Raw genomic sequence first — 14067 nt, forward strand, 5'->3', positions numbered from 1 at the left:
AAGCGCCACTCGTTCCGGTCTGATTCCGCCACCCGGCCGGGTCTGGCGCCGGGGCGAGTCCCCTTCAGCACCTTTGCGACGGCAGAGCGCGTGTCGTGGTGAATGTTTGTGCCCGCGTGACCAGCTGCCACGCGGTACGCGGGATGGGCGCCAGATCGCGGCGCTTCGTCCGGCTGTCATACGCGATGGCGATCGAAAATTGAATGCCAGCAGGCGGCCAGGAGCAGTCTTCTGCCGGTGGCAGCTTTCTGGCATCTCGCAGGCATGGCCCGAGGAGTAGCCGTGCGATCAGCGACTCAGTCCTACCCGCATACGGCGCCTTGTCCTTCGGCCTGGTCCGGACGCCGGCCCAGACTAGGACCTCTTAGCTCAACGACACATCTGCTGGCTGGCGCGGGGGCTACACGGTCGCGAGGGGCCGGTCGGCCGCAACCTCCTCCAGCTTCGCAAACATGCCCGTGAGCGCGCTCTGAGGCGAAGCACGGGGATGAATTTGGCAGTTTGAGGCCACGTTGACGCCGTTACGCGGAACCCACGAAGGAAGCCCGTCATGACCAAACCATTCCAACATTGGACAGTCTTGCCGCACGGCAAGCTGGTGCAGATCGATGAAAACATCCTGACGGTGGTGGGCGAGATCCACATGCCGTTGATGGATCTGCCGCGGCGCATGACCGTCGTGCGCCTGACCGACTCAAGCCTGGTGGTGTTCAGCGCAATCGCCCTCGACGACGATGAGATGTCTGCGCTCGAAGGCTACGGGCGACCCGCCTACCTGATCGTGCCAAGTGACAAGCATCGGCTCGACGCCAAGACCTGGAAAGATCGCTACCCGGAGATACAGGTCATCGCACCCGAGGGCGCGCGGGCGAAGGTCAAAGAGGAGGTCCCGGTGGATACAGTGGCACCCCGCTTCAACGATCCGAACGTTCATTTTGTGACCGTCCCTGGAACGCGCGGCCGGGAAGCGGCGCTCCTGATCCGCACGCCGAAGGGAACGACGCTGGTGCTGAACGACGTGGTCGGCAACATCCGTGGCGCAGCCGGCTTTGGCGGCTGGCTGCTGCACCTGGCGGGCTTTGCAGGCAAGGAAGCGCAAGTTCCCGCGGTCGTGAAGATGGCTGTGATCGAGGACACGAGGGCCTTGCGAACACAACTTCTGGAGTGGTCCGAGATCGACACGCTGGTCCGCATCCTGGTGTCGCACGGGTCGCCGATCGAAGAGAGCCCTCGCCAGGTGCTGCGGGAGCTGGCGGAGTCGCTGGCATGAGCATCACGGGAGGTTGCCACTGCGGCAAGGTGATATTTCGAATGGATGCCGAGATCCCGGCCCAACTCACGCGCTGCACCTGTTCGTTCTGCGCCAAGCAAGGGGCGCTCCGGGCCTACTGCACGCCAGATCAGTTTCATGTGACTGCGCTGCCGGCCGCCGATGCGAGTTACCGTTGGCAAACAATGCAGGTGGCGCACCACTTCTGCGCCCATTGCGGCTGCGCCACGTTCAGCGACAGCCCAGCCTTCGAGCCCGATGGAAAGTGGGACGGCAGCACACGCCGGATCGGCGTCAATGCCCGCCTGTTCGATGACTTCGATGCGGCGCTCGCCGCCATCACCGTCATCGACGGCAAGCACCTTTGGTAGTTCCGGCACTTGATCGATCAGGAGCACAACATGACAGTACAGCTGGCACCCGCGACCGAGCTCGCCAACAAGGCCAAGACCGCGTTTCCGGGCGCGTCACCCGCCTACGAGGCCGCCCGCAAGGCCCTGCTTGCCGACGAGATCGAGTTCCGTCGCCAGATGACCAGACTCGTCGGGCGGCGCCGTGCCTTGCCGCCGGGCCCTGTGATCAGCAAGGACTATCGTTTCAAGGATGAACAGGCGGTCGAGGTCGGGTTGAAGGCTCTCTTCGGCGACAAGGACACGCTCGTCACCTACTTCTGGATGTACGGGCCGCAACGTGAGCGACCGTGCCCGATGTGTACTAATTGGCTGGGGTCCGTCAACGGCAATGCAGCCGACATCAAGCAGCGCGTAGCGCTCAAGATTCTGGGGCGCTCCCCAGTGGAGCGGCAGTTCGCATTCGCCCAAGAGCGAGGCTGGCGTGACCTGAACTTCGTGCAGACGGTGGGCGATGACTATGCCAACGATCTCGGCATCCTGAAGCCGGACGGCAGCGAGTCGCCGGCGCTGGTTGTCTTCAAGCTCGACGGGGACCATGTCCGTCTGTTCTGGTCGAGCGAGATGACTCTCGAAATGGCCGACCCCGGTCAGGACCCCCGCGACGCGCCTGACATTGCATCGCTCTGGTCCGTGCTCGACCTGACGCCCGACGGACGCGGGGCCGACTGGTATCCGAAGCTGAATTACTGACCCGTACCGGGTCGCCTGATCGTCGAGCCGGTTCAGGTCGTAGAGGTTGCCCGCTGGGGCTGCCGGCCGATGGTTTGCACGATGGGCTCCCGAGGTTGTGAGCTCGCACGGTCTCAAGTCGCGCGCTGCGCCTCAATCGCCCAGAGTGCCGCCTACCTGTGTGCCAGCGCCGTCGCGGGGCCTCCTTCGGGTGCCTCGGCACGGATACGACCGGCCGCTTCGGGGCGCCGAGTTCAGGACAGCGGATGTCTGCTCAGGGTCGGGTCCTGCCGGTCGCTGGCTCAGTGGGCACGGCGGCAGGCCGCCATGACGAGCAGGACGGTTCAAATTCTTTCGGATCGAAACTGGGCGCTGAATTTGGATCATCACGGGTGCAAAAATCAAAACTGAACTGAACTGAAGTCAGTGAGAAAGGTGTGCCGGCGAATGCCGGCAAGAAACCCGTCGCCTCAGACACGAGTTGCCCACCGCGGCGGCGGTGCGTTTCGTCGGAAGCGACGCTCGCCCGCAGCGGTGGACAAACTCTGCATCGGCGCGGATCCGAGTCAGCAAGCTTGCGAGGGTGGCGGAATCAGACCGGAATGGGTGGCGCTTTTGAATCGGAATGCGTGGCGCATTTGATCGGAACACGCAGGAATGACGGCAGCTTTGTTTTGCACTACGCAAATGCAGGTAGGCGATGCCGCACAAGCGAATGCGGAGAACGCAAATTGTGCGAGTGCAGCATGAGCCCTGATCATTCTTCTCATCAATCACCAGGTGAGAACACGATGAGCAGTACACAGGCGATCGAGGCAGCACCCACCCTGGCGGCGGCGCCGTCGTGGGCACTCTTGGGCATGGAGCCCTTTCGCGCGGCATTCGAATACGCCAGCATGCGCATGATGGACCAGGCCGACCTGCCCGAAGGTGACGGCCACCCGGTCATCATCTTTCCCGGCCTCGCTTCCGACAAACGAGCGCTCGTACCCCTGCGCAACTGCTGCGAAGCCCTGGGCTACGCGGTGTACGACTGGGAGCAGGGCTTCAACACAGGCCCGCACGGCAACATCGACGACTGGCTCGAAAACCTCGCCGAGCACGTGCGCGGTGTGTCCACCTTGCATGCCCGGCGTGTGAGCCTCGTGGGTTGGAGCCTGGGCGGCATTTACGCGCGCGAGATCGCCAAGATGCGCTCGCCGCTCGTGCGACAGGTGGTCACGCTGGGCACGCCCTTCGGTGGCACCGGCAACGAGACCAACGTGGCTTGGCTCTACCGCCTGGTCAACGGCAGCGAGCCCTTGATTGACGACCAGCTGGCCGACCGCCTGCGCACCACGCCGCCGGTGCCCACCACCTCGATCTACAGCCGCACCGATGGCGTGGTGGCCTGGCAGACCTGCCAGCTCGATGGCAGCACAGAAGCCGAAAACGTGGAAGTCGACAGCAGCCACATCGGCCTGCCCTGGAACCCGCAGGTGTTGCGCATCGTGGCCAACCGGCTGTGCCAGCCCGAAGGGGCGTGGCAGCGACACGATGCGCGGTGACAAAGCACCTGGGCGGCTGCGGTAGAGGTAGTCGGCGTTCGTGTCAATGTTGCACGGGCTCGATCTGCTCGCTCAGCTGGGTGAGCAGCGCTTTCTTGCGTGCCGCCATCGATTCACCCAGTGACTTCAGGTCGACCTCGCCCTTGCGCACCTTGGGGAACATTTCCTTCTCTTCTTCTTTCACGTGATGGTCGATGTACTCACCCAGTACCTTCACCTTGGCGTCGTACAAGTCATCGGCAGGCGTGGCGCTCAAGATCTGCGAGATCAGGTCTTTGGCGCTCGCGTGCTCTACCTCGGCCTCGTCGACCAGGTCGCCCTCATCCAGCACTTCTCGTGCGGCGGGGTAGAAGAGCTCTTCTTCCACCGTGGCGTGGGCGGTGAGCATGGTGCAGATCTTCTCGGCCAGCGCCTGCTTCTGGGTTTCGCCAGCCTCTGCCTTCACAAGTTTTTCGTAGTCTTTGAACAGTGCCTTTACGTCCTTGTGATCCTGCATCAGCAGGCGGATCGCGTCAGGGCTGCGGGGAGCACTGCGCTTGGCAGCGGGCTTGCTCGCGGGTTTGGTTGCCGTCATAGGGGTCTCCAGTGGGGGGGGCGGCCGGGATGGCCATGACCGTGCTGGGCCAGCTTAGGTCGCTGCCACTGAGGCGCAAGGGCTTGTCTACATGTCGCGGACAACTCCTACAAGGCGATGGCAAATCCGCCGTCACGCCACAGACTGCGCCTCCGCCAGCGGAGCGGAGCCACGCGGCAAACTGATCGAAAAGCGGGTGGGCTGGCCGGCCTTTGACTGCACCTCGATGTGCCCGCCATGTGACAGCACGATCTGCTGCACGATGTACAGCCCCAGGCCCAGCCCCTTGGTGCGGCTGGTCGCCTGCCGCCCGCTGCGAAATGGGTCGAAGATGTGCGGCAGCAGTTCGGGTGCAATGCTGCCCTCGTTGGCCACCGAAAACACCACCGCGTCGCTCTGGCGCCCGTCCAGCCGCACCTCCACCGGCCCGGCGGCCAGGCCGTGGTGCAGCGCGTTGCCCACCAAGTTGGAGGTGACCTGGACCAGGCGGTCTTCATCCCACCAGCCCGACAGGTCGCCGCGTGGGCTGAAGTCGATGCGGTTCTCGGGGTGAATTGCCTGCTGCTCTTGCAGCACGCTTTGCACCAGCGTACCGAAGTCGACCTCGCGGCGGTGTATGGGCATGCCCTCGCCGAGCCGGGTGCGCGTCACATCGAGCATGTCTTCGATCATGCGGCCCATCCAGGCAGCGCTGCGCATCAGGCGGCCGCCCATTTTCTGCAGTGCTTCATCGGGGCGGTTTTCGAGAATCTTGGCTGAGAGCTGGATGGCAGATAGCGGCCCGCGAAGGTCGTGCCCCAACACCGCGGTAAACATCTCGCTGATGCGCAGAGCCTGGGCACGCTCTTGCAGCTGCGACGCAAGCTGAAGCTTTTGCCGGTGCAACTGGAAGAACACTTCGGCCTTGCTCTTGAGCACATGCGGCTCTATGGGCTTGTAGAGAAAGTCGACCGCACCGCTCTCATAGCCCTTGAACTGCCGGTGGCGGTCGTTGCCCCCTGCTGTCACGAAGATGATGGGCACGTCGCGCGTGCGCTGCACGCCGCGCATCGACTCGGCAAGCTGGAAGCTGTCCATTTCGGGCATCTGCACGTCGACGAAGGCCAGGGCCACGTCGTGCAACAGCAGCAGCTCCAGCGCTTGCGGCCCCGAGCGCGCCAGCAGCAGCTCTACGTCGTCGTCGCGCAGCAGGGCTTCTAGCGCCTGCAGGCTTTCGGCGAGGTCGACGACCAGCAGGCATTTGACCGTGGGGCGTGGGCCAGAGCCCACTTTGCCGAGATCAGTGGTCACTTGCCATCTCCTTGGTTTAGGTTTCGCAGCAAGCCTGCTATCTGTTCGAGCGAGAGAACGAAGTCGACCGGCCCTTGCTTGAGGGCCGATCGCGGCATGAGAGCCGCATAGGCTTCTTCTGGTTTTTGCACCACGGTGCTGCCACCGTGGTGGCGTATGGCGGCAATGCCCAGGGCACCGTCCTGGCTTGCACCTGTGAGCAAGATGCCCAGCATGCGAGCACCGTACACGCTGGCGGCTGTCTCGAACAGCACGTCGATCGCCGGCCGTGAGAAGTGCACCGGCGCATCGACCGACAGCGCCAGGCTGGGCCCGTCTCAGGCAGTGCCTGCGGCACGCCGCCGCTCGACGGCTTCCACGCGCAACAGGTGCCGGTACTTGGTGACGGTGCGGCGCGCCACCGCGAAGCCCTGCTGTGCCAGCAGGCGCGAGATGTCTACATCAGACAGCGGCTTGCCCGGTTGCTCGCGGTCGAGCATGTCTTTCACCAGCTCGCGGATCGCAGTGCCCGAGAAAGCGCCGCCGCTCGCGGTGGCCATGGCGCGCGAGAAGAAATACTTCAGCTCGAACACGCCCAGCGGCGTGGCCATGTACTTGCTGTTGGTGACGCGCGAGACGGTCGACTCATGCACGCCCACTTCTTCAGCGATCTCGCGCAAGCCCATGGGCTTCATGGCCAGGGCGCCGTGCTCGAAGAACTGGCTCTGGTGCCGCACGATGGCCTGCGCCACGCCGAGGATGGTGGCGAAGCGCTGCTCCACGTTGCGCAGCGTCCAGCGCGCTTCACGCAACTGCGAGGCCAACTCGGGGTGTGCGGCCTGCTGGTGGCGCTGGAACATCTCGGCATATACCTTGTGCAGCCGCACCTTGGGCACGATGGCCGGGTTGAGTGACACCGTCCAGGCGCCACGTACTTTCTTCACCATCACGTCGGGTGTCAGGTAACGAATACCGGCGCTGCCGAAGCGCCAACCCGGCCGCGGGTCGAGCCGGCGTATGCGCGCGCATGCGGCCGCCACTGCCTCTGCGGGCTTGCGCATGGTGCGCGCGAGCGTGGCGGGCTCTTTGGTGGCCAGGCCTTCGAGGTGCTCGGTGATGATGAGCTTGGCCAGCGCGCGCTCATCAGGGCATTCGATCGTCTTGAGTTGCAGCAAAAGACACTCGACCACGCTGCGCGCGCCCACGCCGGCGGGTTCGAGCGACTGCACACGCCGCAAGGCTATCTGCAGCTCGTCGTGCGACGCCGGCGGTGTGAGCCCCGTAACGGCCGCGAGCTCGTCGAGGTCTTCCAGGCGCAGGTAGCCGTCGTCGTCTAGCGACTCGACGATGGCTTCGGCCAGCAGCATGTCGCGTGGTTGCAGCGGCAGTACGTGCAGCTGGCTGCGCAGGTGCGCGGTGAGCGACGCCTCGGCCGCCACACGGTTCATGGGCGAATCGTCGAGATCACCGCTTTGCGATCCCTCGCTGTTGCCCACCGACTGCCACGCGTCGCGCTCGTCGTCTAGCGGTGCTGAAGGCAGCTCGGCCGGCTCGGCAGTGGCGACCGCATCTGGCGCATCCGCGTTGTCGGGTTTGGCGGCTTCAACGTCGGCCCCGGCCTCATCGGGAGGGTCATCGTCGAGGGTGTCGAGAAAGGGGTTGCGGTCGAGCACGGCCTGCACCTCTTGCGCAAATTCCATCGACGGCAGCTGAAGCAGGCGCACCGCGTGTTGCAAGCGGGGTGAGAGCCCGGGCTGTTGGCGTTGCGTGGTGTGCAGATTCAGCGAAACCATTGAGCGAGCTCTCCATTCGTATGAACGATGGGAGAGCCTCAATGCAATGGTCGTGCCCCGCTGCTTCGCCCGGTATGACCGAGAGTGCGGCGCGTTTCATCGGCCAATCTTGCCGATTGCGTGCAGCATTTGCAGCAATCAGCGTGCCGGTTACTCGGCGTGTTTTCTCAAGCGGCGTGGCCGTGCGAATCGCGGGGGGTTTCGCGCCCGGGGTGCCGGTCAGCGGGTTGAGGCTGTGTTTGTCCGGCCTCGGTAAAATCAAGCTCCGATTGATCGGGCGCTCCGTCGCCATCGTGGTCTTCTCGATCGCGTTTTTGCTCTCCGCCCAGGCTCTGGTTTTGTTTCATTCGGTATCTCCATTGAGTGCGGAAAAAATTACTCGGCTACCTGCTGAATTTGCACGAATTCTGAGCATGCGTGTAAGCGCATTCCCACAAGTAAATCGGCTCGTCCTGACGGTAGTTTTTGCAAGCAGGGGGCAAGATGCCTTCAACGAATCCCGAAAACGAAAAAGCGTTATGGCCATGGGCAATCAGAGCCCAAAGCCGCGGGAGATGGAGACGAGAGCGGCATGCGCCCAGCGCCTGCCATTTCGACAGATGCTGATTGACTGGAGCAAACGGAATGCCACACGTCTTGGTGATTGAAGACGACATCGATTCGGCCGAGCCTCTCGCCGAACTGATTTCGGCCGAAGGGTTTACCGTCGCCACAGCCACCACGCTGCGCGACGCCCGCAGGCAAATGGCGCTGCAAGTGCCTGACCTGGTGCTGCTCGACCTGGTGCTGCCGGATGGCAACGGGTTGGAACTGCTGGAAACCACCCGCGAGATGCCCCACACCGAAGTGGTGTTGATCACCGGCCATGCCAGCCTGGAAACCTCGATTCAGGCGCTGCGCCGCGGTGCGGTCGACTACCTGGTCAAACCGCTCAACTTCAAGCAGCTGCAAACCGTGCTGGCTCGGGTGAGCAAGCCTTGCCCCTTGGACGACAAGTCGCAAGATCTGGACGCGCAGCTGGAAAACGACGGCCACTTTGGCGGGCTGTGGGGCCGGGCACCGGCCATGCGGCTTGTTTACTCGCAAATCATGCGAGTGGCCTGCACGGGCGTGACGGTGTTCATCACCGGCGAGAGTGGCACTGGCAAGGAAGTGGTGGCGCGCACGGTGCACGACATGAGCCGCCGCCGCGGGCGGCCTTTCCTGGCCGTCAACTGCGGTGCAATTTCGCCCCAGCTGATGGAAAGCGAGATCTTCGGCCACGAGAAGGGCAGCTTCACGGGTGCTGACCGCCAGCACCAGGGCTTCTTCGAGCGCGCCAGCGGGGGCACCTTGTTCCTGGATGAAATCACCGAAATGCCGCTGGACCTGCAGGTCAAGCTCTTGCGGGTGCTGGAAACCGGCACTTTCATGCGGGTGGGTTCCACCACCCAGCAGCAGACCGACGTGCGCGTGCTCACCGCCAGCAACCGCGACCCGATGCGGGCGGTGGCGATGGGCCGGCTGCGCGAAGACCTGTTCTATCGCCTCAACGTGTTCCCCATTTGCCTGGCGCCGCTGCGCGAGCGCTCGGAAGACGTGGGGCTGCTGGCTCAGCATTTCCTGGATCAGATCTCGTTACGCGAGGGCCAGCGCAAGCAGTTCGGGCCCTCGGCCTTGCAGCGGCTGGCGGCCTACGGCTGGCCCGGCAATGTGCGTGAGCTGCGCAATGTGGTCTACCGCGCCTACGTGATGGCCAGCGACACCATCATTCACGACGCTTGCGTGCCCGCTGCGGCCGAGGCCGTTGACACCATGCCCGAGCCTGTGGTTCGCGGCGGCGCGCCTTCATTGACCTTCCGCGTGGGCACGGCGCTTGCCGAGATAGAGCGCAGGGTCACGCTGGCAACGCTTGAACACCTGGGGCGCCACAAAGAGAAAACTGCGGCGGCTCTGGGTATCAGCTTGAAGACGCTTTACAACCGGCTGAAGGAGTATGCGGCGCTGCCTGCCGAGGCGCCATCGGCAGTACTGGAAGACGGCCGCTGACCTCTGTTTTTGGCGTGATGTCTTGCGTCATTTTCTTGTGTCATTTCTTGCGAGAGGCCTGAGCGGCCCTCGCCAACCCGGCACGCTGTGCCGACATGAAAGGAACTTCCATGAGCAACGATGACATTGTCGACACCCTCAACGAGTTGGTCGAAACCAGCAAGGACGGCGAATACGGCTTCACCGCCTGCGCCAAGCACGTGGAGTCAGCCGATCTGCGCCGCCTTTTCACCCAACGTGCCAACGAATGCCTGCGCGCGTCGGAAGAGTTGCAGTCCCTGGTCGTGCAATACGGCGGCGAGCCCGAGACAGAAGGCACGAGCACCGGCGCGCTGCATCGCGGCTGGGTGGCGGTGCGAGGCTCTCTCACCGGCTACAGCGACCAGTCGATGCTCGACGAATGCGAGCGCGGCGAAGACGCTGCGCTGGCCCGCTACCGCGCCGCGTTGAAAAATGAAGCGTTGCCCGAGCCGCTGCGGGCCGTCATTGCCCGCCAGCAGTTGGGTGTGCAGGCCAACCATGACCAGATCAAGCGACTTCGCGACATTGCCAAGGCCGCTTGAGCGCGTGAAGTCGGGCTTGCTGCCCGGCGGTCGATAACCTAAAAGGCCGTGCTTCTTGCGCGGCCTTTTTCATTCTTGCGCTGCACTCCCACTCGTTATGCGCAGCACGGGCACCGCCTGCGTCGGTTGCGGTGCGGGGTTGGAAGAAACCAAGGCCGGTGAACGCTGCAACGGCGCCGTGCCGCTCAGGTTGGACAGCAAACGGTCCAGCTCATCGGCATTCTGCGCGGGCTCTTCTTCTGGGGCCGATGCGGCCACTTCGAGCCGCATGATCTCGGCACCGGCCTGCTTGTCGCTGACAGCGGCGTCTTGCGACCAGCTGGCGAGCAGTGTCGGGTCGCGGTGCGCTGAAGCGAAGCGCGCATTGGGGTCGATCAGCTTGCCTTTAAGCGTGTCGCGAAAGAAGTCACCCACCAGCAAAATGGCGTTGTGCCCACCCTGGCCCCAGTAGTTGCTGCGCATGGTGACGCGCGAGTCGTTGAAGCCCACCCACGCGCCGGCCACCAGCTGCGGGTGCATCAGGATGAACCAGCCGTCGGTGTTGTTTTGCGTGGTGCCAGTCTTGCCTGCAATGTCGGCCACGATGCCGAAACGCGTCTTGACCATGGTGCCAGTGCCTTGCGACACCACGCCTCGCATCATGTCGATCAGCTCCAGGGCCGAGTCGGGCGACATGGCGCGCTTGGGTGACGAGCCAAACTCGGCCAGCACGGTGCCGTGGCGGTCGCGTATGCGCTTCACGAATACCGGCTGATGGTGCTGGCCTTCGTGAGCGATGGTGGCGTAGGCGTTGACCATCTCCAGCAAGGTGACGGGGCTGGTGCCCAGCGCGAGAGAAGGCACCGGGTCTAGCTTGCTTTGGTCGACGCCCGCCGCCTTGGCCAGCGCCACCACGCGCGCAATGCCCACGTCTTGCATCACCTGCGCGGTGATGGTGTTCTTGGAATACACCAGCCCGTCGCGCAGTGTCATGGTGTCGCCGCTAGGGCCCGACATGTCGGTGGGGCGCCAGGCAGCCCCGCCGTTGGGGTTGCGAATCTCCACCGCCCGGTCGATGTAACTGCGCTCTGGGCGCAGGCCGCTTTCGAGCGCTGCGCCATAGACGAAAGGCTTGAAGGTCGAGCCTGGCTGGCGCTCGGCTTGGGCCACGTGGTCGTACTGGTCGACATTGAAGTCACGGCTGCCCACCCAGGCCTTGACCTCGCCGGTCGCCGGGTCCATGGCCACGAACCCGGCTTCCAGCCGGGTTTTCTGCGCCTTGATTCCTTGCAGCCAGGCCGGGTCAACGCTCAGCGTGTCCCAGGCTTGCGCCTCGGTTGCTCCACCTTCCAGTGCCTTGCGAAACGGCGCGGATTCACGCACGCCAGCCGCGAGCACATTGGAGTGCTTTTTCCAGAAATGGGCGAACGGCTCGGTCTTGCGCCGTTGGGCATAACTTTCCAGCCCGCCGTAGGTGCTGGCGAGGCTCGCCTGGCTCCATTCGACGTTGGCCACTTGCTGCAGGGCGGCCATCTGTGTCTCGACGGCTTGCGCGGCGGCCTGCTGCAAGCGCGTGTCTAGCGTGGTCTCGATCTGCAAGCCATCGGCGTAGAGGTCGTGGTCGTTTGCTTCGGCCCACTCGACCAGCCATTTGCGCGCATGCGCGGCGAAGTGTGGTGCGCTGCCCAGGTTGTCGGCTTGCCGGCTGAAGCTCACCTTCAGGGGCTGCTCTATGAGGGCGCGGTACTGGGCTTCAGGCAAGACATCTTGCTTGCGCATCTGCGCCAGCACAACGTTGCGGCGTGCGCGGGCGCGGTCGGGGTAGACCACGGGGTTGTAGTAATGCGTGCCTTTCAGCATGCCCACCAGGGTGGCGCTTTCGAGCGGCGTGAGGTCTAGTGCCGGCTTGTCCCAGTAGGTGCGAGCGGCCATTTCGATGCCCACGGCGTTGTAGAGAAAGGGCGTGGTGTTGAGATAGGTTTCGAGGATCTGCTCTTTGCTGTAGAGATGCTCGATGCGCAAAGCCGTGACCAGCTCCTTGAGCTTGCGGTGCAGCGATCGGCTGCGGCCTATCTCTTCAGGAAACAAGTTGCGCGCAAGCTGCTGCGTGATGGTCGAGCCGCCTTGCAGGTTGCCGCTGGCCGTCTGGAACATTGCACCGAGCGTGCGCCTGAGGTCGACACCGTGGTGGTCGTAGAAGCGGCGGTCTTCGGTCGCGATCAGCGCCTTGATCACATACGGCGAGATCTCGGCCAGGGTGACATGCTGCTGCTGCGTGCGGCCGAAGGTGGTGAGCGTCTGGCCGTCGGCAGACAGCAGCACCGACGGGCGCGCAGCCTCGACTTCGCGCAGGTCGCTCGCGTCGGGCGAGGTGCGCAGCAACACGATGGCGTACGCCGTGGCCAGGCTCAACGCGACGGCACCGCCCGCCAGAGAGATGCGGGCCAGCAATCGGCGGCGCCCGGGCCAGGGGGAGGGCAGGGGATCTTCGGTGTCGGGGGTTAGGGCGCTCATCCCGCGATGTTGCGCAAGAGCGCTCGCTCACGCTGTAGGACGGGGGGCCTAGCGAAGGTCAGCGCGTCGCGCGTTGCGTGTCGCGACGTGTCATTCGCGCGAAAGCGCCTGCTGCCCGCAGAAAGCGCGCAGGCGGCTCGGCGCTGCGTTTTATTTCGCGGCCAGGCGTCGCAACTCCGTCACCTGCTTCCCGCCCACGCCCCAGTTGTCGGTGTCCACCTCGTCGATGATGACGAAGGTGGTGGCGGGGTTCTTGTTCAGCACCTTCACCAGCAGGTCGGTAACACCGGCGATGAGCTCGGCCTTTTGGGCAGGCGTGGCGCCTTCGCGGGTGATCTGGATGTTGACGAATGGCATGGTGTTTCTTCCTTTAGTTTGTGTACGAGGGGGCTGAACGCAGCCGCGTAGCGGCTTCGTCTACAAGCCGATGCATCAGCGTTGCAACGCTGGGCAGGTCGTGGATGAGGCCGCAGGCTTCGCCTGCGATCACCGCCGCGGTGTCGAAATCACCCGCGGCGCGGGCCGCAGCATAGCGCTCGGCCACCTGCGCCTGGTCGCGCAGCAGGTCGATCTCGTGGCCGCTCCAGCGGCGCAGGTGCTCGTTTTGCAGGCAGCGGCCGGTGAACGGCGCGGGCCACACATTGCGGCGAGAGATGTCGAAGACGATGCCACGCGCGCTGTCGTCGCCGCTCGCGGCCACGATGCGCTGCTTGGCGGCGTCGAAACCAGCGGCTTCTTCGGTGGCGTAAAGCCGCGTGCCCAGCACCACGCCAGCGGCACCGAGCATCAACGCCGCCGCCAGGCCGCGGCCATCGGCAATGCCGCCCGCGGCCACCACCGGCACGCGCGGGCCGGCCATGTCGACGAGGGCAGGCACCAGCGCAATGGTGCCGCGGCTCACGCCATGGCCACCGGCTTCGCCGCCTTGCGCCACCAGCATGTCGGCGCCTTGGTCTAGCGCAGCGCGGGCCATGGCTTCGGTCTGCACCTGGCACACCATCAGCGCGCCGCTGGCCTTGATGCGCGCCGCGAAGGGCGCCACGTCACCGAACGACAACCACACCGCACTGGGTTTGGCGGCCAGTGCGATGGCTAGCAGCTGCGGCTGGCGCGCAAGGCTCCAGGTGATGAAACCGATGCCGAAGCGCTGGCCGGTCTCTTGCGCCCACGGCTGCAGCAGCGCCAGTTGGCTGCGCAGCCAGGCTTCGTCGCCATAGCCGCCACCGAGAAAGCCGTAACCACCGGCCTCGGTCACGGCGCGCACCAGCCGTGCGTCGGCCACCACGTCCATGGCGGCCAGCATCACCGGGTGGCGTACGTTCAAGGCCTGGGTGAGGGGGGTTTTGAGACGGGCAGAGGTGTTCATGTCGCAAGAGTAGCGCGAGCCATGCATCTTGAAAAATGATTTGTTAGGATGACTGCGTTCTTATATTTAGATATTGAGCCCT

Annotated in this window: 14 protein-coding genes; 7 read left to right on the top strand and 7 right to left on the bottom strand. The window is 64.4% G+C overall.

Going from position 1 to position 14067, the window contains the following annotated elements; translation table 11 throughout:
• Positions 1-550: 550 nt before the first annotated feature.
• From AC30QB_RS19195 to AC30QB_RS19210, 4 genes are all read left to right on the top strand, one after another.
• A complete protein-coding gene (locus AC30QB_RS19195) occupies positions 551-1270 on the top strand; it encodes a hypothetical protein (RefSeq protein ID WP_489547867.1) in 720 nt (239 codons plus the stop codon).
• Positions 1267-1641: a GFA family protein gene (locus AC30QB_RS19200; protein ID WP_489547868.1), complete on the top strand. Its 375-nt coding sequence runs from the start codon at positions 1267-1269 to the stop codon at positions 1639-1641. Before AC30QB_RS19195 ends, AC30QB_RS19200 begins: the two co-directional genes overlap by 4 nt.
• 30 nt (positions 1642-1671) lie before the next feature.
• Positions 1672-2373, top strand: coding sequence for a DUF899 family protein (locus AC30QB_RS19205; protein WP_489547869.1), 702 nt, complete (start codon positions 1672-1674; stop codon positions 2371-2373).
• Between the two features lie 770 nt (positions 2374-3143).
• Entirely contained in the window at positions 3144-3899 is a 756-nt protein-coding gene (locus AC30QB_RS19210) for a lipase family alpha/beta hydrolase (protein WP_489547870.1), read from the top strand.
• Between the two features lie 43 nt (positions 3900-3942).
• Here the strand turns inward: AC30QB_RS19210 and AC30QB_RS19215 are convergent, their stop codons facing one another.
• The 4 genes from AC30QB_RS19215 to rpoN form a co-directional block, all read right to left on the bottom strand.
• A complete protein-coding gene (locus AC30QB_RS19215) occupies positions 3943-4473 on the bottom strand; it encodes a hemerythrin domain-containing protein (protein ID WP_489547871.1) in 531 nt (176 codons plus the stop codon).
• A 132-nt stretch (positions 4474-4605) separates the two neighbouring features.
• Entirely contained in the window at positions 4606-5763 is a 1158-nt protein-coding gene (locus tag AC30QB_RS19220; protein ID WP_489547872.1) for a hybrid sensor histidine kinase/response regulator, read from the bottom strand.
• Positions 5760-6044 carry a chemotaxis protein CheB gene (locus AC30QB_RS19225; RefSeq protein ID WP_489547873.1) on the bottom strand — a complete coding sequence of 95 codons (285 nt, stop codon included), beginning with the start codon at positions 6042-6044 and terminating at the stop codon, positions 5760-5762. Before AC30QB_RS19225 ends, AC30QB_RS19220 begins: the two co-directional genes overlap by 4 nt.
• A gap of 36 nt (positions 6045-6080) precedes the next feature.
• Positions 6081-7535 (bottom strand): RNA polymerase factor sigma-54, encoded by a 1455-nt coding sequence (gene rpoN, locus AC30QB_RS19230; RefSeq protein WP_489547874.1) that lies wholly within the window; start codon positions 7533-7535, stop codon positions 6081-6083.
• A 41-nt stretch (positions 7536-7576) separates the two neighbouring features.
• On the opposite strand from rpoN, the gene AC30QB_RS19235 reads away from it, so the two are divergent.
• From AC30QB_RS19235 to AC30QB_RS19245, 3 genes are all read left to right on the top strand, one after another.
• Positions 7577-8182, top strand: coding sequence for a hypothetical protein (locus AC30QB_RS19235; protein WP_489547875.1), 606 nt, complete (start codon positions 7577-7579; stop codon positions 8180-8182).
• On the top strand, positions 8160-9563 hold the full coding sequence (locus AC30QB_RS19240) for a sigma-54-dependent transcriptional regulator (protein WP_489547876.1): 1404 nt from the start codon (positions 8160-8162) through the stop codon (positions 9561-9563). The genes AC30QB_RS19235 and AC30QB_RS19240 overlap by 23 nt, the downstream gene beginning before the upstream one ends.
• Before the next feature lie 110 nt (positions 9564-9673).
• On the top strand, positions 9674-10126 hold the full coding sequence (locus tag AC30QB_RS19245; protein ID WP_489547877.1) for a PA2169 family four-helix-bundle protein: 453 nt from the start codon (positions 9674-9676) through the stop codon (positions 10124-10126).
• 69 nt (positions 10127-10195) lie between these two features.
• On the opposite strand, the gene AC30QB_RS19250 is transcribed toward AC30QB_RS19245, so the two are convergent.
• From AC30QB_RS19250 to AC30QB_RS19260, 3 genes are all read right to left on the bottom strand, one after another.
• Complete coding sequence (locus AC30QB_RS19250) at positions 10196-12619, bottom strand: penicillin-binding protein 1A (protein WP_489547878.1); 2424 nt, start codon at positions 12617-12619, stop codon at positions 10196-10198.
• A gap of 150 nt (positions 12620-12769) precedes the next feature.
• Positions 12770-12976: a 2-hydroxymuconate tautomerase family protein gene (locus tag AC30QB_RS19255; protein WP_489547879.1), complete on the bottom strand. Its 207-nt coding sequence runs from the start codon at positions 12974-12976 to the stop codon at positions 12770-12772.
• Positions 12977-12989: 13 nt separating this feature from the next.
• Positions 12990-13985 (bottom strand): NAD(P)H-dependent flavin oxidoreductase, encoded by a 996-nt coding sequence (locus tag AC30QB_RS19260; RefSeq protein ID WP_489547880.1) that lies wholly within the window; start codon positions 13983-13985, stop codon positions 12990-12992.
• Positions 13986-14067: the final 82 nt, after the last annotated feature.

Origin of the sequence: Rhizobacter sp., assembly GCF_046595475.1 — a bacterium.
Taxonomy (GTDB): domain Bacteria; phylum Pseudomonadota; class Gammaproteobacteria; order Burkholderiales; family Burkholderiaceae_C; genus Rhizobacter.

Coding starts and splice junctions, on each gene's coding strand:
- AC30QB_RS19245 (WP_489547877.1), top strand. CDS start 9,674: ATGAGCAACGATGACATTGTCGACACCCTCAACGAGTTGGTCGAAACC.
- AC30QB_RS19215 (WP_489547871.1), bottom strand. CDS start 4,473: ATGACGGCAACCAAACCCGCGAGCAAGCCCGCTGCCAAGCGCAGTGCT.
- AC30QB_RS19260 (WP_489547880.1), bottom strand. CDS start 13,985: ATGAACACCTCTGCCCGTCTCAAAACCCCCCTCACCCAGGCCTTGAAC.
- AC30QB_RS19240 (WP_489547876.1), top strand. CDS start 8,160: ATGCCACACGTCTTGGTGATTGAAGACGACATCGATTCGGCCGAGCCT.
- AC30QB_RS19210 (WP_489547870.1), top strand. CDS start 3,144: ATGAGCAGTACACAGGCGATCGAGGCAGCACCCACCCTGGCGGCGGCG.
- rpoN (WP_489547874.1), bottom strand. CDS start 7,535: ATGGTTTCGCTGAATCTGCACACCACGCAACGCCAACAGCCCGGGCTC.
- AC30QB_RS19235 (WP_489547875.1), top strand. CDS start 7,577: ATGCAATGGTCGTGCCCCGCTGCTTCGCCCGGTATGACCGAGAGTGCG.
- AC30QB_RS19205 (WP_489547869.1), top strand. CDS start 1,672: ATGACAGTACAGCTGGCACCCGCGACCGAGCTCGCCAACAAGGCCAAG.
- AC30QB_RS19200 (WP_489547868.1), top strand. CDS start 1,267: ATGAGCATCACGGGAGGTTGCCACTGCGGCAAGGTGATATTTCGAATG.
- AC30QB_RS19195 (WP_489547867.1), top strand. CDS start 551: ATGACCAAACCATTCCAACATTGGACAGTCTTGCCGCACGGCAAGCTG.
- AC30QB_RS19255 (WP_489547879.1), bottom strand. CDS start 12,976: ATGCCATTCGTCAACATCCAGATCACCCGCGAAGGCGCCACGCCTGCC.
- AC30QB_RS19250 (WP_489547878.1), bottom strand. CDS start 12,619: ATGAGCGCCCTAACCCCCGACACCGAAGATCCCCTGCCCTCCCCCTGG.